Here is an 18,200-nt window from a genome sequence, read left to right as displayed (position 1 = left end):
TTGATTAGTTGAGATTATTCAAAGAACAACTTATCGCGTTCTTTTTTACCTACTTCATTCATTGTTGAAGCATCGAACAAACGGCCATTGATCATGGTGTAAGTTACTTTGTCTGTGTCGCGAATATTGCTCAATGGATCGCCGTCAATCACCACCAAATCAGCTAACTTTCCAGCTTCAATTGAACCAATGTGCTTATCTAGACCAACATATTTCGCAGGGTCTAGCGTGGCTGCACGCAGTGCTTCGAGTGGCGTCATACCACCTTGTGCAAACATCCAAATTTCCCAGTGAGCGGCCAAGCCTTCACGCTGACCATGTGCACCTAGGTTAACTAAAACACCTAAGTCTTGTAGCTCTTTAGACACTCTGGCGTTATTAAAGTGATTGTAGTGATGCTCAGGCGATTTAATACGACGCATAGAACGTGGTAATAGTTGGTTTTTAGGCACAAACTTACTTAAGCGTGGGTGGTTCCACACATCCGTTTTATCGTACCAATAGTTTTCACCCCAAATACCGCCATACGCCACGCCCAGTGTTGGTGTGTAACCTACTTCACTTTGTGACCAAAGCTGTTTCACATCATCATAAATGTTTGCCACAGGAATTGAGTGCTCAACACCCGTGTGCCCATCAACAACCATAGTGAGGTTGTGCTGCAATAATGAACCACCTTCAGGCACAACCATCATACCTAACTCGCGAGCGGCTTCTACTACTTGCTGACGCTGCTCACGACGCGGCTGGTTATATGACTTAACACTAAATGCGCCCACTTTTTGTAAACGCTCAATGTGGAATTTAGCATCATCTAAAGAATCAATGTGTGCTGTATAACCTGGTACGTTGGCACCATATAAAATCGTACCTGTAGAGAAAATACGTGGGCCTACTATCTTACCCGCCTTTTGCATCTCGCTGGCTGCGAAAATTTCAGTGGTATCGTTAGACGGATCGTGAATAGTGGTCACACCTAAAGATAATCCTGCTAGGTTTTTCCAGTTTTGCTCCGGGACAATTTCATCACTGGCTTGTGAGCCGTGAGCGTGCGCATCAACAATCCCTGGGATAATCGTTTTACCTGCAACATCAATCACTTTAGCGCCTTTAGGCACATTCACTTGCGCTGCAGTACCAACCGCTTTGATGTGCTTGCCATCAGTCAATACCACGCCATTTTCAATGACTTTATCACCTTGCATAGTGACAATTTTAGCGCCAGTGAGGGCTATCATGCCTTGCGGTTGTGCCATATCTTGCTTAAAGCCGATGTTGGTGCCGCTTTTCACTTTAAAATCAGCATCTTTGTCTTGTTTAATATCAAACATACCATCAAGACTTGCATGATAAAGCTCTGGACCTAGGCTCCAATATAGCTTATCACCTTTGCTGCTCCAGCTAATGTTTTCACCCGCACGAACTGAAAGCTGCTCAACAGGGAACTGTTTGTCAGTTGGAGAAACCATTATGGTTTTGCCTGTTTGCACCAATGGCGTTACAAATACTTTAAAGCGCTCTGCAAAAGCTAAATACTTACCATTTGGCGATACTCTAAATTCCGTTGCATGCTCTGCTTCATAAAGTACACGGGTCTTTTTGGTTTTAAGATCAATCGCATGCAGTTCAGGATGCTTACCCTGATCCATCATATACAATGTGTCATTGCTATCAGCAAATTGTGCTTGGTAGCCATTTTCGCTAATAAGTTCAGGTTCCCCACCGTTACTTGATACCTGATAAAGCCCTGGGTTTAAAGACCACTGAGGGTTTAAAATTGAACCACCACGTGTTTTGCGGTACACCACTGTTTTACCATCAGGGCTAAAGGTCGGCTCTACATACTTGCCTGGTTCATTAGTAATCGTTTTGCCTTTGCCGTTACTTGCTGAAACAACGCGTACACTGCCTTGCTCATTATCATCCCAGGTAGTGTAAACAATCTTTTTGCCATCGCGTGAAAACTGCGGGAAAAACTCAAAATGATCGTTTTGTTTAGTTAAACGCTTCACTTTGCCCGACTCTAAATCGCGTGCATAAATATGACCCATAGCTTCAAACACAGCCGTTTCACCATTGGGTGAAACTTGCACGTTACGCAGCATTTTCACATCAAATTGATCTTGATCGATATTTTGTGCAAAACGCAGTGCTTTTTGGATTTTCTTCGTCGTTTTAACTGCAAATTCGATGGTTTCAATGGCTTTATTTGCAACCGCTAGTTTGTGGATTTTACCACCCGCCCAAAAAACTAAGCTCTTGCTATCTGGTGTCCAAGCAATTGTTGGATACACGCCGTGAATCGCCCACGTTTCTTGCATATCACGTTCAAGGTTGCCATATAGTTTGGTTTCTTTACCCGACTCTAAGTCATATAAATACAAGCTTGATTGGAAATCGTCGCGCTTTACGTAAGCCAACGTTTTACCATCTGGTGACGGAGTTGGACGAATTGCACCGCCCATCCCTGATAAAATAACTTTGATTTCGCCCGTTTCTCTGTCAAAGCGCTTGATCTTGTAGATACCTGCTACTGAGTCTTTCGAATAGTGAAAAGTTTTACCCGGTGTGGCATCTTGTGAGAAGTAAACATAACGGCCATCAGGTGAAAATGCTGGTTCCCCTAAGTCTTTCTGGTCGTTATCACGTTTGGTGAGCTGAAAACCAGTACCGCCCGATTTGTGATACATCCATACTTCACCAGCACCGAGTGAACGTGTACCCGTAAAGTGCTTACGCGCAACAAGATAATTACCATCAGGGCTCCATGCTGGGCTGTTTAGCAAACGGAACGTTTCGTTGGTTACCGCTGTTTGCTCAGAGCCGTCGGTTTTCATCACCCAGATATTATCGCCACCACCTTGGTCTGAGGTAAACGCAATGTATTGACCATCAGGGCTAAAACGAGGCTGCATCTGCCAGCCAATGTCAGAGGTAAGCTGTTTCGCTTCACCACCGGAAATAGGCATAGTGTAGATATCACCTAGCAGGTCAAATACCAAAGTTTGACCGTCTGGGCTGATATCAACATTCATCCAAGTACCTTGTGTTACTGAGATGTTTGCGTCTAAAAATTCACCTTGCGGTGCATCAACATTCCATTTTTCTGATTTGGCTTCTTCAGCTTGGGCGCTACCGAGCGCTAATGCGATAGAGAGCGACAGTGCGCTATAAAACTGTTTTTTCTTCATTGTTATACTCTCAACTAAAATTTGCACCATCACAGCAAAAATCGGCTAAAGTTGCCAGTAAAATGCCATCAAATACAGATTTTTGCGGCTGTTGCGCAATTGAGAGGCTAATGTCGCTGCCAATCTAAAGGGTCAAATTGAAAATAGCGCATGAGCAGGCGGTAAAGTTCTGGGTCATAACTTTTTAGCGCTGCTGGTTTTTCGATAAAGGTTTCGGTCAGTACCGCAAAAAATTCAGCCTCGTTGGTAGCGCCATAGCTGTGCATAACATGGGGCATTTGATACGCCACATGGCTTTTTAAATTTGTATATGCTCGGCTAAATACACGCGCCCAGTCGGCATAATCTTGCTTACTCGTTAATTGCGGTGTGCCGTTAGTTTGCCCTGTTTGTTGATCAAGTTGATGAGCAAACTCATGAAACACAAGGTTATGACCATCTCCTGGCAGACGGTTACCTTCTAGTACATCGTGCCAACTGAGCACTAACGTGCCACCCGGCCACGACTCTCCTTGACGGATAGAAGTATGGTAATTCACAAGGCCCGCACTGTCTGTGCTGGTTTGTGGTGCGTAGTAACTACTGGGGTAAAGTAGCACTTCTTTGACGTTTGGATACAAAGGCCATGATTGTTTGAGCACAAGTAGACAGGCATCTGCGGCCACAATTAGTTCCATCGCACGATTAGTTTTCAGCCCATCGCGACCTAAAATACGCTTTTCGCCCAAAAACCACACTACGTGTTTTTCGAGTGCTTCACGATCAGCGTCGGTCATAGCTCGGTAAATGGGCATATATGTCAACAACACTTGTCTATCCATATGCGACAAGCTTTGTGTTTGATATTTCTTTTGCCAAAGAATATTTTGGATGGTTTGCCAGCGCCAATAAACAACCACAAACACCAATAGCGCCGACATTAAAAATACATTAATCATCATTGTTTACTTATTCATCTTTTCAAACATAGTTGGTACAAACAGCAGCATTTTCAATACAGCTTTGATAATATTTGCGCCAATTTCGCCAACGTTTTCGAGTTATGACATTACCGATTGAAGCCATCAAACCTGAATTTTTAACTGCGCTTGCGCAAAACCACTTGGTGATCAGTGCTGCGACAGGCTCCGGTAAGTCAACCTGTTTACCCTTATGGGCAAATGAGCTAGGTAAGGTGCTGGTTATTGAACCAAGACGTATTGCCTGTACATCTTTGGCTGAATATTTGGCGTCTCAAGCGCAGCAAAAAGTGGGTGAAAAAATCGGTTATGCGATCCGTTTTGAGCATCATTTTGATGAGGGCACTCAAGTGGTTTTTGCGACACCAGGTGTGGCACTGCGCTGGTACTTTGAAAACCAACTTAACGACTATCAAGTGGTGATGCTCGATGAATTTCACGAACGTCGCTGGGATATGGACTTGTTATTGGCTTTGCTTAAGAGCCATGCACGGCATCGTTTAATCGTCACTTCAGCAACGCTAAACACAGCCCCCATTATTGACTATTTACAAGCAACTGCGCTGCATTCAGATGGCAAAATGTATCCGGTAGAAGAGCGCTTTATTGCCAATGACTCCCGAGCAATGCCCAGCAAATATGATTTAAGCGAGCGTATTTGTGAGGCTTGCGAATACGCGTTAGAACATACCGATGGTGATATTTTGGTATTTTTACCCGGCAAGGGCGAGATCCAGGCCGCTGCAGGCAAATTATCACTCTTAGATGCACTGGTAGTGCGTTTGTTTGGTGGCTGTCATCCTGAGCAACAACGCCTCGCACTCAATGTGCAAAATCAACAACGCATCATATTAGCCACTAACGTTGCTGAAACCTCCTTGACGATACCCAATGTAAGCTGCGTGATAGACTCTGGATTGGAGCGGCGCACACATCTGCGAGCGGGTAAAACCGTGCTTAACCTAGAAGCCATAGCAAAAGACTCTGCCAAACAGCGTCTTGGCCGCGCAGGACGCACTCAGTCGGGCTTATGTATTCGGCTATATGGCGAGCATGCGCCACTGATTGACGCCACGCCACCGGAAATACACCGAGAAAACCTCACAGAATTAGTGTTAGCCGCAGGTTGCTCAAGCAATGGCGTTGATAGCATAGAGTTTATTGAGCCGCTACCACAGGCTTCCAAAGCCGCTGCCATCGAAAAGCTCACCCACATAAAAGCCATAGATAAACAGCAACGAGCAACTGAACTTGGCAAACTGCTCTACCCTTTACCTATAGATGCCGAACTGGCCTATTTAATCAACGCCATGCCCAGTAAATCACTACAACAGGCTATGGTCGATGCTGTTTCGGTATTAAGTGTACCCGCGCGAGTGTATCAATTACCAAGCTGCGCTGAGCAACTTGATGTGTTGAATAAACAACTCCCCAATCACTGCGATTTAGAATTAGTTATCGCGTTAGTGCGAGAGCAATTAGAGTGTATAAAAGTTGAGCCCGATGCGCTTAACGAAGCAAAGCAATTTAGCGACCAATTGCGCAGTGCTTTTGATTTACCAGAGCGAAAACACGCAGCCAGCTATGATAGAAATCAACTTGTTGCAGCGATAGCCAAAGCTAAACCGGATTGCTTGTTCGTCAAACGTAACAATCGCCGTGGCGCATTTGGCAATGGTTACAGCGAAGTTGTGCCAGCTAAAGAAACTCGCATTGTTGATAATTGCCAAGCCATGCTGGTGCTTGATACTTATGCGCTGGCAGGTAAAGGCACAAAACAAGCCATGACACTAGCAACTTTAAATGCGCCATTGAGTTTAAACATCATTTCGACCCTTGGCTTAGGTGAACAGCAGTTTATTGATGCATGTCTTATTGAAGATAAGATCATGGCGAAAATGAGCTATGTTTATGCGGGTTTAGAGCTAAATGAACAATTGATCGAACCCTCTGGGCAGCTGTTTATCGACGCCTGTATCGCCCTTATTTTAAAGGGGGAATTACTCGCCCCTGCAGGCGCACAAATTAACCAATCGTTGGCTGAGCACCAGCTTTACTATCAAGCTCACAATACTGCGATTGAAATGCCAACCGCCACGCAATATTTGCAAGCAAAGCTACATGAGCTGGGTCTTCAAGAACAAGACGATATCGCACTGATTGAGCCACAAGATTTGTTCTACCGAGAGTTAGAGCCTTGGGAATTAGCGCCATTTATTGAAAAGCATCCATTGCAAGTAAAACTCAATGACTTGCTTATGCAGGTGGAGTATTCATTCACCGCCAAGCGCATTCTGTTAACCCACGTCAGCGGCAACAGAAAGGAAGCGCCAAAAAAGTGGGAGCTTCCTGCTTGGCCTGGCTTTAAAGTTCGCTACAAAAAAGCAAGTAAAGTGGTGGATGTGAAATAATGCCGTTATGAGTGTTTAGTTTTCTTACCTGTTAGGCGGCGGTCCCTCGTTTAAATTCATAATACGCACTTAGCGCTGTGTACTGCCAACAAGCCTTTAAATGGGCCCGTAGTGATGCTATTTTCTTCATCACCTTACTCATTAAAGAAATAGTTAATCTAAAACGCTTTGGCATGTTTATACACAAGGTCGACCAAGCCACTTTATAACCCGACATACTGGGGAAATAAAATCCCTTATATGGTACAAAAGTGAAAAATGTATTCAAAAATGACTCCCAAAAAGGAAAACCTCCCTAGTTTTTTATTGCCAAATTTATAAAGTCCAATGTATAATACCCTCCCAATCGAATAGCAGCATTTTGCTGACCTTTCAGTTTTGTAATTAGCCGTAAAAATAAAAAATGTATCAGCAGTCTCCAACGGATGATTGCGTTTTTTTGCGCGCGCGTTTTATAAACTGAATTGTTTGGCAGTTGCATTCACGGTTGGCGAGTCCCTCGCGGCGATATCAATCGCAAGAAACCACACACACGAGATTTAAAAGTTTAACCGTTTCTGAGGAACAAGTATGAGCATCACTGTACGCAACTTATCCCCTATTGCTGGCGCATTGGCAGTCGCATTGACTAGCTTATCTGCTACATCTGTTATGGCAGAAGAAGCACAAGCAGAAAAGTCAAAAATTGAAGCAATCACAGTAACAGCAACTAAGCGTTCACAAGTTATTTATGAAGTTCCGATTGCAATGAGTGCATTCTCTGGTGATGACCTTGACTCACAAGGTATTTCAGATATCACTGATGTGGGCAAATTTGTTCCAAACCTAAATATCACAGGCTTCTCAGCAGGCCACAACTCTTCTGCAAACCCGTTTATTCGTGGTATCGGTCTACAAGATCACCTGATCACCACAGACCCTGGTGTTAGTGTATACGTTGATGGCGTTTACCTTGGTCGCCAAGTTGGCCAAAACTGGAACCTAGCAAACATCGAACGGATCGAAGTATTGCGCGGTCCACAAGGTACGCTGTATGGTCGTAACTCAATTGGTGGTGCGATTAACATCATCACTAAACAGCCAGATCAAGGTGCCGTAACTAAAGTAAGCGCAGAAGTCGGTACTCGCGGTCGCTTAAAAGGCAGTATTTTCACTAACCAAGCGGTAACAGAAGACCTATCATTTAACTTTAACATGGGCTTTAACCGCCGTGGTGGTTTAGGTGAGTTTGTAAACCTACCTAACGCAGAATACGATGTAGGCGAGAACCAAGAGTTCCACGGTCGTGTTTCAGTAAAATATAACGCAAGCGAAGACTTACGTTTAGTATTAACTGCCGATGCGAACGACGGTGAAGGTGGCACACGCCCTTACACCACACTTATTGATGAGCTACCCAATGGCCGTTTATACCAAAATGGTCTGCGTAACTCAGACACAACGCTTGATCCGTATGACAATGCAACAAGCACGGTGGAAACGTCAACTGTGTCTAACAATGCCAACGGCATTTCACTGACTGCTGAGTACGACATCTCCCCAGACTTTGGTACTAAGTTTATCTTCTCAAAGCGCTCATCTGAATATAAAGCAGGTCTTGATGATGACAGTACAGCCGCTAAACTTGATCACTACCCTGAGCGCGGTACTGCTGACCAAACCTCTGTTGAATTACAGTTAACTGGCTACTTAGGCAGTGCAGACTTTGTAACGGGTGTTTACTGGTTCAATGAAGAAGGTTCAAACCGTCAGGATTCGTCTGAAGCGAGCTTTGATGGTGGTCCAACTAAACTTGAGCTAGACCAAGAAACTACCAGCCGCGCAATCTTTGTTAACGTTGGCGTTGATGTAACTGACGACCTACGTATTTCAGGCGGTGTACGTTACACCGAAGATGAAAAGTCAGCGTCGACCAACGTATTTGACCCTGTTGGCACTATTCGCTCACACCGTGATTGGGATGAGATCTCTTGGGAACTAGCGGCAAACTATACCTTTGACAACGGCTTAAACTGGTACGGTACTGTGCAAACAGGTTATCAATCAGGTCAATACCCTGCCCGTCCATATTTCTTAATCGGTCAGTTCTTCGGTGCTGGTGGTTTTGAGAAACAAGAGGAAGCGGCAGCAGCAGTGCGTGCAAACAACGCATTTATGGCCAGCGACAACATTAGTGCAATCAACTATGAAACCGGCTTTAAAGGTCAGTTAACAGATGATTTCAGCATGAGTGTGGCGTTTTTCAACACTGAATACGATGACTTACCATATCAAGTAAACGTAGTTACAGACGCAGGTTTTGATACCAACAACCTGATCGTTGAGCAAACCTCACGTGGTGTTGAATTTGAAAGTACTTACTATGTAACTGATAGCTTTACACTACATTCAAGCTTTGGTTTTATGGATGTTGATGTACAAGAGCAAAACGGAGTTAAGCCAGTTGCACCGCTAACGCCCGAGTGGACTGCATCAATCAGCCCATCTTATGAGTTTGAGTTAAGCAGTGGCGCTACAATAAACGCACGCATGGATATTTCATACCGTGATGATATGTACGGAGAGCCAAGCTCAGATCCTCGCCGTATGACGCAAATTGACTCACGTACAACGACCAATTTTGATATCACTTATTCACCCATGAATGCCAACTGGGATATCTCATTGTACGGTCGTAACATCTTTGATGAGCGCTATGATGATGCTCGCTTAAATACTGGTGACTACATCTTAGTGATCAAGAGCAATGACGCTAGCGAGTTTGGTGTACGCTACAAAGCGACGTTCTAAGCCATACTTATAAACACTGAATAAGAAAATGCCAGCGCAATGCTGGCATTTTCCTCTTAAAAAACAAAAATACTAATTTTAACAATGGGATAGTACGACAGCAGTAACTGTTCAAATTCATAGCCACTTTATTTAGCCTGAACTTGGGATAATAGATATGACAAAGTTAGTTGCATCAATCTATTACCAGTCCAAGTCATACAGTGCTGCTATTTTTGCGCAGTTCAAGGCGAGTTCACGTAAGTAATAGCGAGCCATTGCTAGCGAACTCAACACAGGAATACGCAAACAGCGCAGTGCTGTAGCATGTTACTTATCCTGCGTTCAGGTTATTTAGTTTATAACCTCTCCAACTCGTATTTAAATACCGCAAGGGCTCTCACTTCCTCTTATCTAAGTAATTTAAAAATAAAATCTTATGGAATATGAAATATTTAATTAATAATATGGTATGATTTTAGGTCCATAAGGTGCTCATTAGCACTGGTAAATAGAAATGCAAGGAGCGTACTCAACCCAATCTAACCTAGGTCTGTGCTCTGCGTATAAAACAAATCTAAAAATGAGTATTAAAAGGACTGCAAATATGAAAAGCATACTCAAGCCACTTGCTAGCAATGTAGCTATTGCTGCACTAGTGATCAGCGCTCATACCAGCGCACAAAGTGACAATCAACAACTTTGTCAGTTAGATGAGCAACAACTCAATACCGAGTTATCACATTTTGGTCTATCAGGAAAAGAACTCTTTAATAGCGCATTGAGCTACCTTGACACTCAGTGTCAACCACACGGCCAAAAGCTAACTTCTAGCGAACAAAATGATACCAAGCCTCCTAAAATTACCTCATGGCAATTGTCCAGTAATGACGTAGATATAAGTACAGATAATCAAACAATAACACTTACTGTCCGTGCATATGATGAAAGCGGTATTGACTCTGTTTCTTTTGGCTTGCTTCCACCTAATCAGAGCTACCCATTTCCTCAAAACAGAATAAAGCTAGAAAACTGGACAGCTACCAGTGAAGAACATGTCTATGAGGCTTCGGGGAGTGTCACTTTAAATACAGCCAAAGATATTGGTGGCATTTGGCGAGCCGCAATGATGTTTTTGAAAGATAAAAATGGCCGTTACAGTGTTTATACCTCTGCCGCCACCCTTAAAAGCATGGGCTTTAAGCCCTATGTTATAGTCACCAACGACACCTTGGTAGATACCATGGCGCCTCAGTTAAGAGGATACTCTTGGTCTAACTCATCAGTCAACGTAAACACAGGTCAAAAGAAAGTAACTGCAGAGGTTTTACTGCATGATGAAACCGGTGTTAAAGGCGCGAATATCTATGTTGCACCACCTGCAGAATACAGTTCGACAGCGGGAAAATCAGTACACTTGAGTAACTGGCAAGCAACTCAAGAAAGTAACGTTTACAAAGCCAGTGCTGAATTCACTTTCGATAGCAACGACGTTGCGGGTATCTGGCGAGCATCGATCTCGACAGCATATGATACAGATAGTAAAAACTATGCCAGTATATCTAACCAAGAGATTAAAGATTTGAGCTTTACTCCAGATATCGAAATTATCAATTCAAATGCTGTTGATACCACACCACCTAGATTAATAGATCTCAGTATCTCAGACCATGAGATAAATATTACTGAGGGCAGCCAACAAGTTACCGTGTTAGCAAAGTTTTACGATCCATCAGGGATATCAAGCGGATACATTAGCCTCGTTTCTCCAACGGGGAATTATCAAGATGACAAAGTCATCAGTATCAGTGACTGGCAATCAAGCAATGAACAGGATGTTTTTATCGGTAAAGCCAATTTCACCATTCAGAACAACGACCATGTAGGTGCATGGTATGCGCGAAGTTGGTTTGTAAAAGATAAGAGTAGCAACCAGTTTGACAGTACTAAGGTAAGTGATCTCATAGCTAAAAGAATCAATCCATATGTCTTTTTGAATGTCTCTAATGCAGACATTAAAGATCTGTATATCGATTCAAATATAACAACTTTAAAATCACGTATTGAACGACCAGTACCGTATCAATTCAGCATCAAAGAACTTGCTGGCAAAGTGTTACCTGAAAAATTCTCTATTTCAGTGACTGGTAATGAGCATGTCGAAGTTATGTTAGATAGTATAAGCGGAACATCTGCATCAAGTTGTGAATTCCTGAACGGCAGCGGAAGTTGTGCGTTCTCAATCCCCGCAAAGACACTCGAAGCAAATGTCACATTTAACCTAACGCCAAAAACAGCCAAACAAGATACAATAGAGTTTCGATTCATATCTGATGAGCCAGAGCTAAAATTTGAAAATAATCAATTAAACGTGTCTGTCATTGGTCATGAGCCTGTAATGTACACTGTAAAGTTTGTTGAGTGGGATAATACGGTACTTGCTACTGTGCAAGTAGAAGAAGGTGAAACCGCTCGTGCACCGCAGATTGCACCAACGCGAGAAGGATACACTTTTATTGGCTGGGATCAGGCTTTATCAAAGATTACGGTTGATACAACCTTTAAAGCACAATACGAGCTCAATACATACCAAGTCATATTTAAAGACTGGGATGGCACCACCCTAAAACAAGAAGTCGTTGGATATAAGCAAACAGCTCAGGGGCTTGACATTCCTCCAATTCGAGTAGGGTATACTTTTACTGGTTGGGATCATGAATTAAGTAGTATCACCGAAAATCTTACAATCACAGCGCAATATGATATCAACAAATATCAAGTAACCTTTAAAGACTGGGATGGCACTGTTCTTAAACAAGTAATTGTCAATCATGGTCAAACCACAGCAGACTTTGATAACCAGATCACAAGAGAAGGTTATACATTTATTGGTTGGGATCATGCTCTAAGCAATATCAATGCAAACCTTACTGTTACTGCGCAATATGAGATAAACAAGTATCAAGTAATTTTCAAAGACTGGGACGGTAAAGAACTTGCCAAACTTGAAATTGAGCACGGCGCAGGGGCTACTGCGCCAGCGACTCCCTCTCGCGTTAATCACACGTTTAGTGGCTGGGATAAAGCTTTCGATAAAGTAACAGGCGCACTTACGATAACAGCGCAATATACCAAAACCTCAGGACAAACCACCAAAGTTGAGAACAATAAAGCTGGCTCATCAAGTTCTGGTTCATTGAGCTTTGGCATGAGTTTATTAGCGTTTCTATTTATTTCACGTAGGTTGAATGGCAAAGCACTGATTAAGCGTTAAGCGCATATCATCTATAAAATACCAGCTTAGATGCTTCATAATAGGCTACAGCACCAGTTGTAGCCTATTCTATATACGGATCTCTTAACGAATTACACCTTATTTGCACGCTACCAAAAATGTAAAACCGATACTTTCATTAAGCCCCCCCAATTAAGTAGATCAAAGAGGCCGTTATTAAATAGCTAAACTTTATCAAGTACCGATAGCGCTTTTGCTAAAGCTGGGTCATTACCTGCACTATCTCTATCCGCGGTATCTAAACGAATATGCGGCACAAAGTCTTCTCTAAAGCTGCCGTTCACATGATACAAACGCTCAAAGCCCAACTCTAACCACGTGTCACTGTGCTTAAGCTGCACGGTTTTTATGCCCCCCAATAAGTCTGCCATCGGCGCACCAATAACCGCTTTGGCACCAATGGCATCAAAACCAATTGTCATGCCCTCTCCCATACTGCCACTCCAGTGACCCGCTAAAACAACAAAAGGCTTATCATAAAAAGGCAGGTTAGGTTCCACGTAAGCCGTAGACATTTCAACGTCTATGTATGGCAAATCACTCAGCTGAGTCTGGTAACGCTGATAGGCGGTTTTATGCGTTACAAAGTGACCTAAAATAGGCTCTGCTACAGAGGTATTTCCACCACTTGGCGTATTTCTTAAGTCAATGATCAACGCTTCAGTATCTATCAATTCGAGTAAAGCTTGTTTGAATTCATCAACGGTTTTGGCGTTGCCCAGGCCATTATTGAAACGAACGTAGCCTAAGTTATCAATTTTACGATAACTGACCATAGGGCCATCTCGCAAAGCATTGATTGCCTCATAACTCGCAGCAAGCTCATAGTACTTCTCACCCATGCCATTATTCACGGTGATTGTGCGCACAGTATTTCTTAAGCCACCGAGACTCACATTCGCGGCATAGTTCACTTGTTCAGGTAGTAGTTGTGACAACTCGCGGCCAAGCACTTGTTTTACTGCCAGAGACATAGATAGGCCATTCACTTTTGTGACCAACATATTTGCACGTATACCAGCCAAGTCGGCAGCGGAGCCTGCTTTAACGTCAACTACAATAAACTGCTGATTTTGATAATTAACATAAATATCGGAGCCTGTAGGATACACACTAAAGTCTTGCTCATTGTATGGTCCAAGGTTCAAGTGTGGATCGTAAAAGTTGCGCAATAATTGCTGTGCAGTGTCGGCAAAAGCCTGCTTGGATTGCGTAGCTAAAAGTTTTGGCGCAAATAAATTAAACAACTTATCCTTATCAACTCCGCTTCTATCGAGGTAGGCATATTGCTGCTCAAGGGTATTTTTAAGCTCAAGCCATGCTAAGTTCGCATTAAAACTCTGTGCGACGTTTTGTATTGTAACGTGCTGACAAGCACATAAACTAAGCGCAAAGAATCCACCGAACACCATTCTGAACTTTTTGTTTTTCATTGATATACCTAGCAAGTACCTATATTAGATAGGCGCACACCATAGCAGTAAAAGGAACGTATTGAAAAGATGAAAACACGACTAAATAACGTCCCTCTCAAGCATGAACTTTTAACTGGCCGTATTGATTACAGCTATAAATTGCTGCAACTGGAGTACACCCAAAAAATTAATGAGAGCCACACGCACATCGAATACTAAGAAATCCCCAACAACTGCTGTTGTAGTTCATGAATTTGGTCGCGTACTTTCGCGGCTTGCTCAAACTCGAGCTCACGAGCGTGTTGCATCATTTTCGCTTCAAGTTCACTAATTTTAGCAGCAAGTTGTTTAGGATCAGCGTCAATCACAGCCTCTTTTGGTTTTCTGTGCAGTTTAGCTTTGGCGATATCAGCTTGCGATACTTCCTCACCGGTGTCCATCACATCGGTGATCTTCTTATTTAAAGCCTGCGGTTCAATACCATGCTTTTCGTTATAGGCTTGTTGAATTGCACGACGTCGCTCAGTTTCATCAATGGCTTTGCGCATCGACTTGGTTATCACGTCACCATACAAAATGGCTCTACCATTGAGGTGTCGAGCCGCACGACCTATGGTCTGAATGAGCGAGCGCGCTGAACGCAAGAAGCCTTCTTTGTCGGCGTCTAAAATCGCCACCAAGGAAACTTCAGGCATATCCAATCCTTCACGGAGTAAGTTAATACCCACTAGCACATCAAACACGCCTTTACGTAGGTCTCTAATAATTTCCATACGCTCAACCGTATCGATATCTGAGTGTAAGTAGCGTACTTTTACATCATGATCATTCAAATAATCGGTTAAATCTTCCGCCATTCTTTTGGTCAGCGTTGTAACCAATACTCGCTCTTTTTTCTCTACGGCCAAATAGATCTCAGAGAGCAAATCATCTACTTGAGTAGCAACAGGGCGTACCTCTAATTGCGGGTCGAGTAATCCTGTTGGACGGATCACCTGCTCTGCAACATCACCGTTTGATTTCTCAAGCTCAAAATCACCTGGGGTTGCCGATACATAAATCGTTTGCGGGGCAATCGCTTCAAACTCGTCAAACTTTAGTGGCCGATTATCCATTGCTGAGGGTAATCTAAAACCATACTCAACTAGGTTTTCTTTACGGCTTCTATCGCCTTTGTACATTGCACCAATTTGCGAGACAGTTACGTGTGATTCATCGATGATCACCAAGGCATCATCTGGCAAGTAATCCAACAAGGTTGGCGGTGGCTCGCCCGGCGCTCTGCCAGACAAATAACGACTGTAGTTTTCAATCCCAGAGCAATAACCCAATTCGGTCATCATTTCGATATCATACTGAGTACGTTGAGCAACGCGCTGCTCTTCAACTAACTTGTTGTTTTCAAGTAGCTGTGCTCTTCGCTCTTTTAGCTCAACTTTGATTTTGTCAATGGCATCTAGGATCTTCTCACGTGGCGTAACATAGTGAGTTTTGGGATAAATAGTCGCTCTGATCAGATGTTTTTCTACCGCGCCGGTAAGTGGATCAAACATACTTATACGTTCAATCTCATCATCAAACATTTCTACTCGAATAGCGTATGAATCAGATTCAGCAGGAAAGATATCAATCACTTCTCCGCGCACGCGATAGGTGCCTCGGCTAAAATCCATATCGTTGCGGGTGTATTGCAACTCGGCCAAACGGCGCAACATATCTCTTTGGTTTACGGTATCTCCTACCTTGAGCAATAGCATCATCTTCATATAAGAATCTGGATCGCCAAGACCATAAATCGCTGACACGGAAGCCACAATAATGGTATCACGCCTTTCAAGTAATGCTTTGGTTGCCGACAAGCGCATCTGCTCTATGTGCTCATTAATAGAGGCATCTTTTTCTATAAACGTGTCACTGGCAACCACATAGGCTTCGGGCTGGTAGTAATCATAATATGAGACAAAGTACTCAACCGCATTATCAGGAAAAAACTCTTTCATCTCTCCATATAATTGAGCTGCCAGAGTTTTATTATGCGCCATGATAATTGTGGGGCGATTAAGATTGCTGATGATATTTGCCATGGTAAAGGTTTTGCCCGTACCAGTTGCTCCTAGCAAGGTTTGGTGGGCAAGGCCCGCTTCTAAACCCTCACATAGTTTTGCGATAGCCGTGGGCTGATCACCACTTGGTGAAAAGTGTGATATTAACTTAAATTCGTCACTCATCAAGCATACTCCCTATCAGACGCATCATGCATCTTAGCCAAACTGTAGTTAAACCAATTATAAGCAACCAATGCCGTCACTAAATTGCCAATTGCAGCGCCAATGAATAAACCAGGAAGGTCGCCTAACAAAGAGCCAATATATGCAAAAGGCACATAAAAAATAAACAACCTGACTACACTGAGCGCCAATGCATTCATTGGTTTGTGTAACGCATTGAAAGAAGAATTCGATAATATAATAATACCTTGCAAGCCGTAACTAAGTGGCATGATGTAAATAAACAGCTCTATCACTCTTACGACTTCAGCTTCATTACCGAATGTACGGCTTATCAGAGAAGAAAAAACCAGCAAAACAAGATAGATAAGAAGCTGCCAAACCATTACAAATTTTAATGTTTGTTTGTAAGCTTGCTGGACCCTATCGTACTTACCTGCACCAAAATTTTGGCTAACAAAAGGCGGTAAAGTCATCGACAAAGCAAGCACCACTAAGCTGGCTATCGATTCAATACGACTGCCCACACCAAATGCAGCAACCGCCTCAGGACCATAACTTGCAACGATAGCTGTCATCACAGCCATTGCCATCGGTGTCAACATATTCGCACCTGCAGCAGGAAAGCCTATTTTTAGTATTTTACGGCTTGCGCTAATCACTCCCTGTTGACCACTGTGCAAACTAAGTAGCCGTTTTTTGATTGCAAGCAGATATAAAATAATCGCCACAGCCACTGACCAAGCAATAACACTGGCAATCGCAGCCCCTTTTATACCAAGCGCAGGGATAGGACCAAGGCCAAATATAAGTAATGGATCAAGCACCGCATTTATCAAACCCGCAAACCCCATGATAAAGCTGGGTGTTTTGGTATCCCCACTGGCTCGCAACACCGAATTGCCGATCATGGGCGTAATTAAGAAAACACTGCCCAAAAACCAAATCGAAATATAGTCATATATATATGGCATTACTTCATGATTGGCACCGAGTAATTTGAAGATAGGCTCAATGAAGATAAAACCAACAACGGATAAAGCAAACACAAACACCGCTGAAATAAGTAATGCGATAGTGGCATCAAATTTAGCTTCGTCTATTTTGTTAGCACCCAACGCCTTGGCAATCACTGCAGACGTTCCAATGCCTAATCCAATCGCAAGACTAATAACGGTAAAGGTGACTGGAAAGGTAAAACTGACTGCTGCCAGTTGCTCAGTACCAAGCATACTGATAAAAAAAGTATCGACAATATTGAACATCATCAAGGTGATCATGCCGAAAATCATAGGGATGGTCATTCGTTTCAACGTAGCTGGGATATCTGCACTTAAGATATCATTGCCTTTATTTGGATTGTGCACAGACGACATATGATGTGTGTTCTCCTATTATGAGCTTGGCATTTTAAATCATCAGCCGCCTTAAACCCAGTCAATTCACAGCTGATTTTAGTGCGCATTCTATTAAGCTAGGTAAAACTTAGATCAATCTAGTTAGCTTTGAATAGACCGAGATACGGCTCAAAAAAGCACAAAAGCCCCCTAAATGACAAATTAGTTACATATTTAACAACCAAGCGTATTTTTTTTGCACAACAAAAGGGCGTTTTGGTCATAAAAAGTTCACTTGCATCAAAATCCACGCCAATTATATGCACAATAATTAACGGTATGATTTTATTAATAAAAAATAATTCAAGAAAATATATTGAAATGCTCGCAGGGCTCTATTTTCATAGCTTTGACACACTTCTTAAATATTAATAAACAATGTTATCCACAGATTCCGTGGATAAGTCGATAAACGCCAATAGAATAAGGCCCTAGCGAGCGATCATTTGCAAGCTGTCGATAATGACAGTGTGATCGCATGCACCAGAACTGCTCAAAAACGAGACAAATTGGTCGCAATAAACTTATATCATTG

Annotated in this window: 9 protein-coding genes; 4 read left to right on the top strand and 5 right to left on the bottom strand. The window is 42.9% G+C overall.

The genetic code is table 11. The annotated features are described in order from the left end of the window. Positions 1-14 precede the first annotated feature (14 nt). Together HC733_RS16765 and HC733_RS16760 are read right to left on the bottom strand one after the other, a co-directional pair. On the bottom strand, positions 15-3,191 hold the full coding sequence (locus HC733_RS16765; RefSeq protein WP_238937592.1) for an amidohydrolase family protein: 3,177 nt from the start codon (positions 3,189-3,191) through the stop codon (positions 15-17). A gap of 107 nt (positions 3,192-3,298) precedes the next feature. Beyond that, positions 3,299-4,129, bottom strand: coding sequence for a M90 family metallopeptidase (locus HC733_RS16760; protein WP_190366170.1), 831 nt, complete (start codon positions 4,127-4,129; stop codon positions 3,299-3,301). Between the two features lie 104 nt (positions 4,130-4,233). Between HC733_RS16760 and HC733_RS16755 the strand changes: the two genes are divergently transcribed. From HC733_RS16755 to HC733_RS16745, 3 genes are all read left to right on the top strand, one after another. Next, the gene (locus HC733_RS16755) at positions 4,234-6,561 is read left to right on the top strand and encodes a helicase-related protein (protein WP_190366156.1); all 2,328 of its coding nucleotides are present in this window, start codon (positions 4,234-4,236) and stop codon (positions 6,559-6,561) included. 570 nt (positions 6,562-7,131) lie between these two features. After that, positions 7,132-9,351: a TonB-dependent receptor gene (locus HC733_RS16750; RefSeq protein WP_190366155.1), complete on the top strand. Its 2,220-nt coding sequence runs from the start codon at positions 7,132-7,134 to the stop codon at positions 9,349-9,351. Positions 9,352-9,937: 586 nt separating this feature from the next. Beyond that, positions 9,938-12,604, top strand: coding sequence for an InlB B-repeat-containing protein (locus HC733_RS16745; RefSeq protein ID WP_190366154.1), 2,667 nt, complete (start codon positions 9,938-9,940; stop codon positions 12,602-12,604). Between the two features lie 185 nt (positions 12,605-12,789). Here HC733_RS16745 and HC733_RS16740 read toward each other — a convergent pair whose 3' ends face one another. Further along, positions 12,790-14,058, bottom strand: coding sequence for a S41 family peptidase (locus tag HC733_RS16740; protein WP_238937591.1), 1,269 nt, complete (start codon positions 14,056-14,058; stop codon positions 12,790-12,792). A gap of 69 nt (positions 14,059-14,127) precedes the next feature. Here HC733_RS16740 and HC733_RS23425 point away from each other — a divergent pair, with 69 nt between their 5' ends. Further along, positions 14,128-14,259 carry a hypothetical protein gene (locus HC733_RS23425; RefSeq protein WP_274602036.1) on the top strand — a complete coding sequence of 44 codons (132 nt, stop codon included), beginning with the start codon at positions 14,128-14,130 and terminating at the stop codon, positions 14,257-14,259. On the opposite strand, the gene uvrB is transcribed toward HC733_RS23425, so the two are convergent. Then, complete coding sequence (uvrB, locus tag HC733_RS16735; protein ID WP_190366153.1) at positions 14,256-16,268, bottom strand: excinuclease ABC subunit UvrB; 2,013 nt, start codon at positions 16,266-16,268, stop codon at positions 14,256-14,258. The genes HC733_RS23425 and uvrB overlap by 4 nt on opposite strands. Continuing rightward, positions 16,268-17,644, bottom strand: coding sequence for an MATE family efflux transporter (locus HC733_RS16730; protein ID WP_190366152.1), 1,377 nt, complete (start codon positions 17,642-17,644; stop codon positions 16,268-16,270). The genes uvrB and HC733_RS16730 overlap by 1 nt, the downstream gene beginning before the upstream one ends. Positions 17,645-18,200: the final 556 nt, after the last annotated feature.

The sequence above is a fragment of the Pseudoalteromonas sp. S16_S37 genome (assembly GCF_014694405.1).
In the GTDB taxonomy this organism is placed as follows: Bacteria; Pseudomonadota; Gammaproteobacteria; order Enterobacterales; family Alteromonadaceae; genus Pseudoalteromonas.
This window is presented reverse-complemented; position numbering and strand designations above follow the sequence as displayed.

Bases quoted from the DNA above. Each gene is read 5' to 3' on its own strand.
- HC733_RS16745 (WP_190366154.1), top strand. From the start codon at position 9,938: ATGAAAAGCATACTCAAGCCACTTGCTAGCAATGTAGCTATTGCTGCA.
- HC733_RS16755 (WP_190366156.1), top strand. From the start codon at position 4,234: ATGACATTACCGATTGAAGCCATCAAACCTGAATTTTTAACTGCGCTT.
- HC733_RS23425 (WP_274602036.1), top strand. From the start codon at position 14,128: ATGAAAACACGACTAAATAACGTCCCTCTCAAGCATGAACTTTTAACT.
- HC733_RS16750 (WP_190366155.1), top strand. From the start codon at position 7,132: ATGAGCATCACTGTACGCAACTTATCCCCTATTGCTGGCGCATTGGCA.
- HC733_RS16740 (WP_238937591.1), bottom strand. From the start codon at position 14,058: ATGAAAAACAAAAAGTTCAGAATGGTGTTCGGTGGATTCTTTGCGCTT.
- HC733_RS16730 (WP_190366152.1), bottom strand. From the start codon at position 17,644: ATGTCGTCTGTGCACAATCCAAATAAAGGCAATGATATCTTAAGTGCA.
- HC733_RS16765 (WP_238937592.1), bottom strand. From the start codon at position 3,191: ATGAAGAAAAAACAGTTTTATAGCGCACTGTCGCTCTCTATCGCATTA.
- HC733_RS16760 (WP_190366170.1), bottom strand. From the start codon at position 4,129: ATGATTAATGTATTTTTAATGTCGGCGCTATTGGTGTTTGTGGTTGTT.
- uvrB (WP_190366153.1), bottom strand. From the start codon at position 16,268: ATGAGTGACGAATTTAAGTTAATATCACACTTTTCACCAAGTGGTGAT.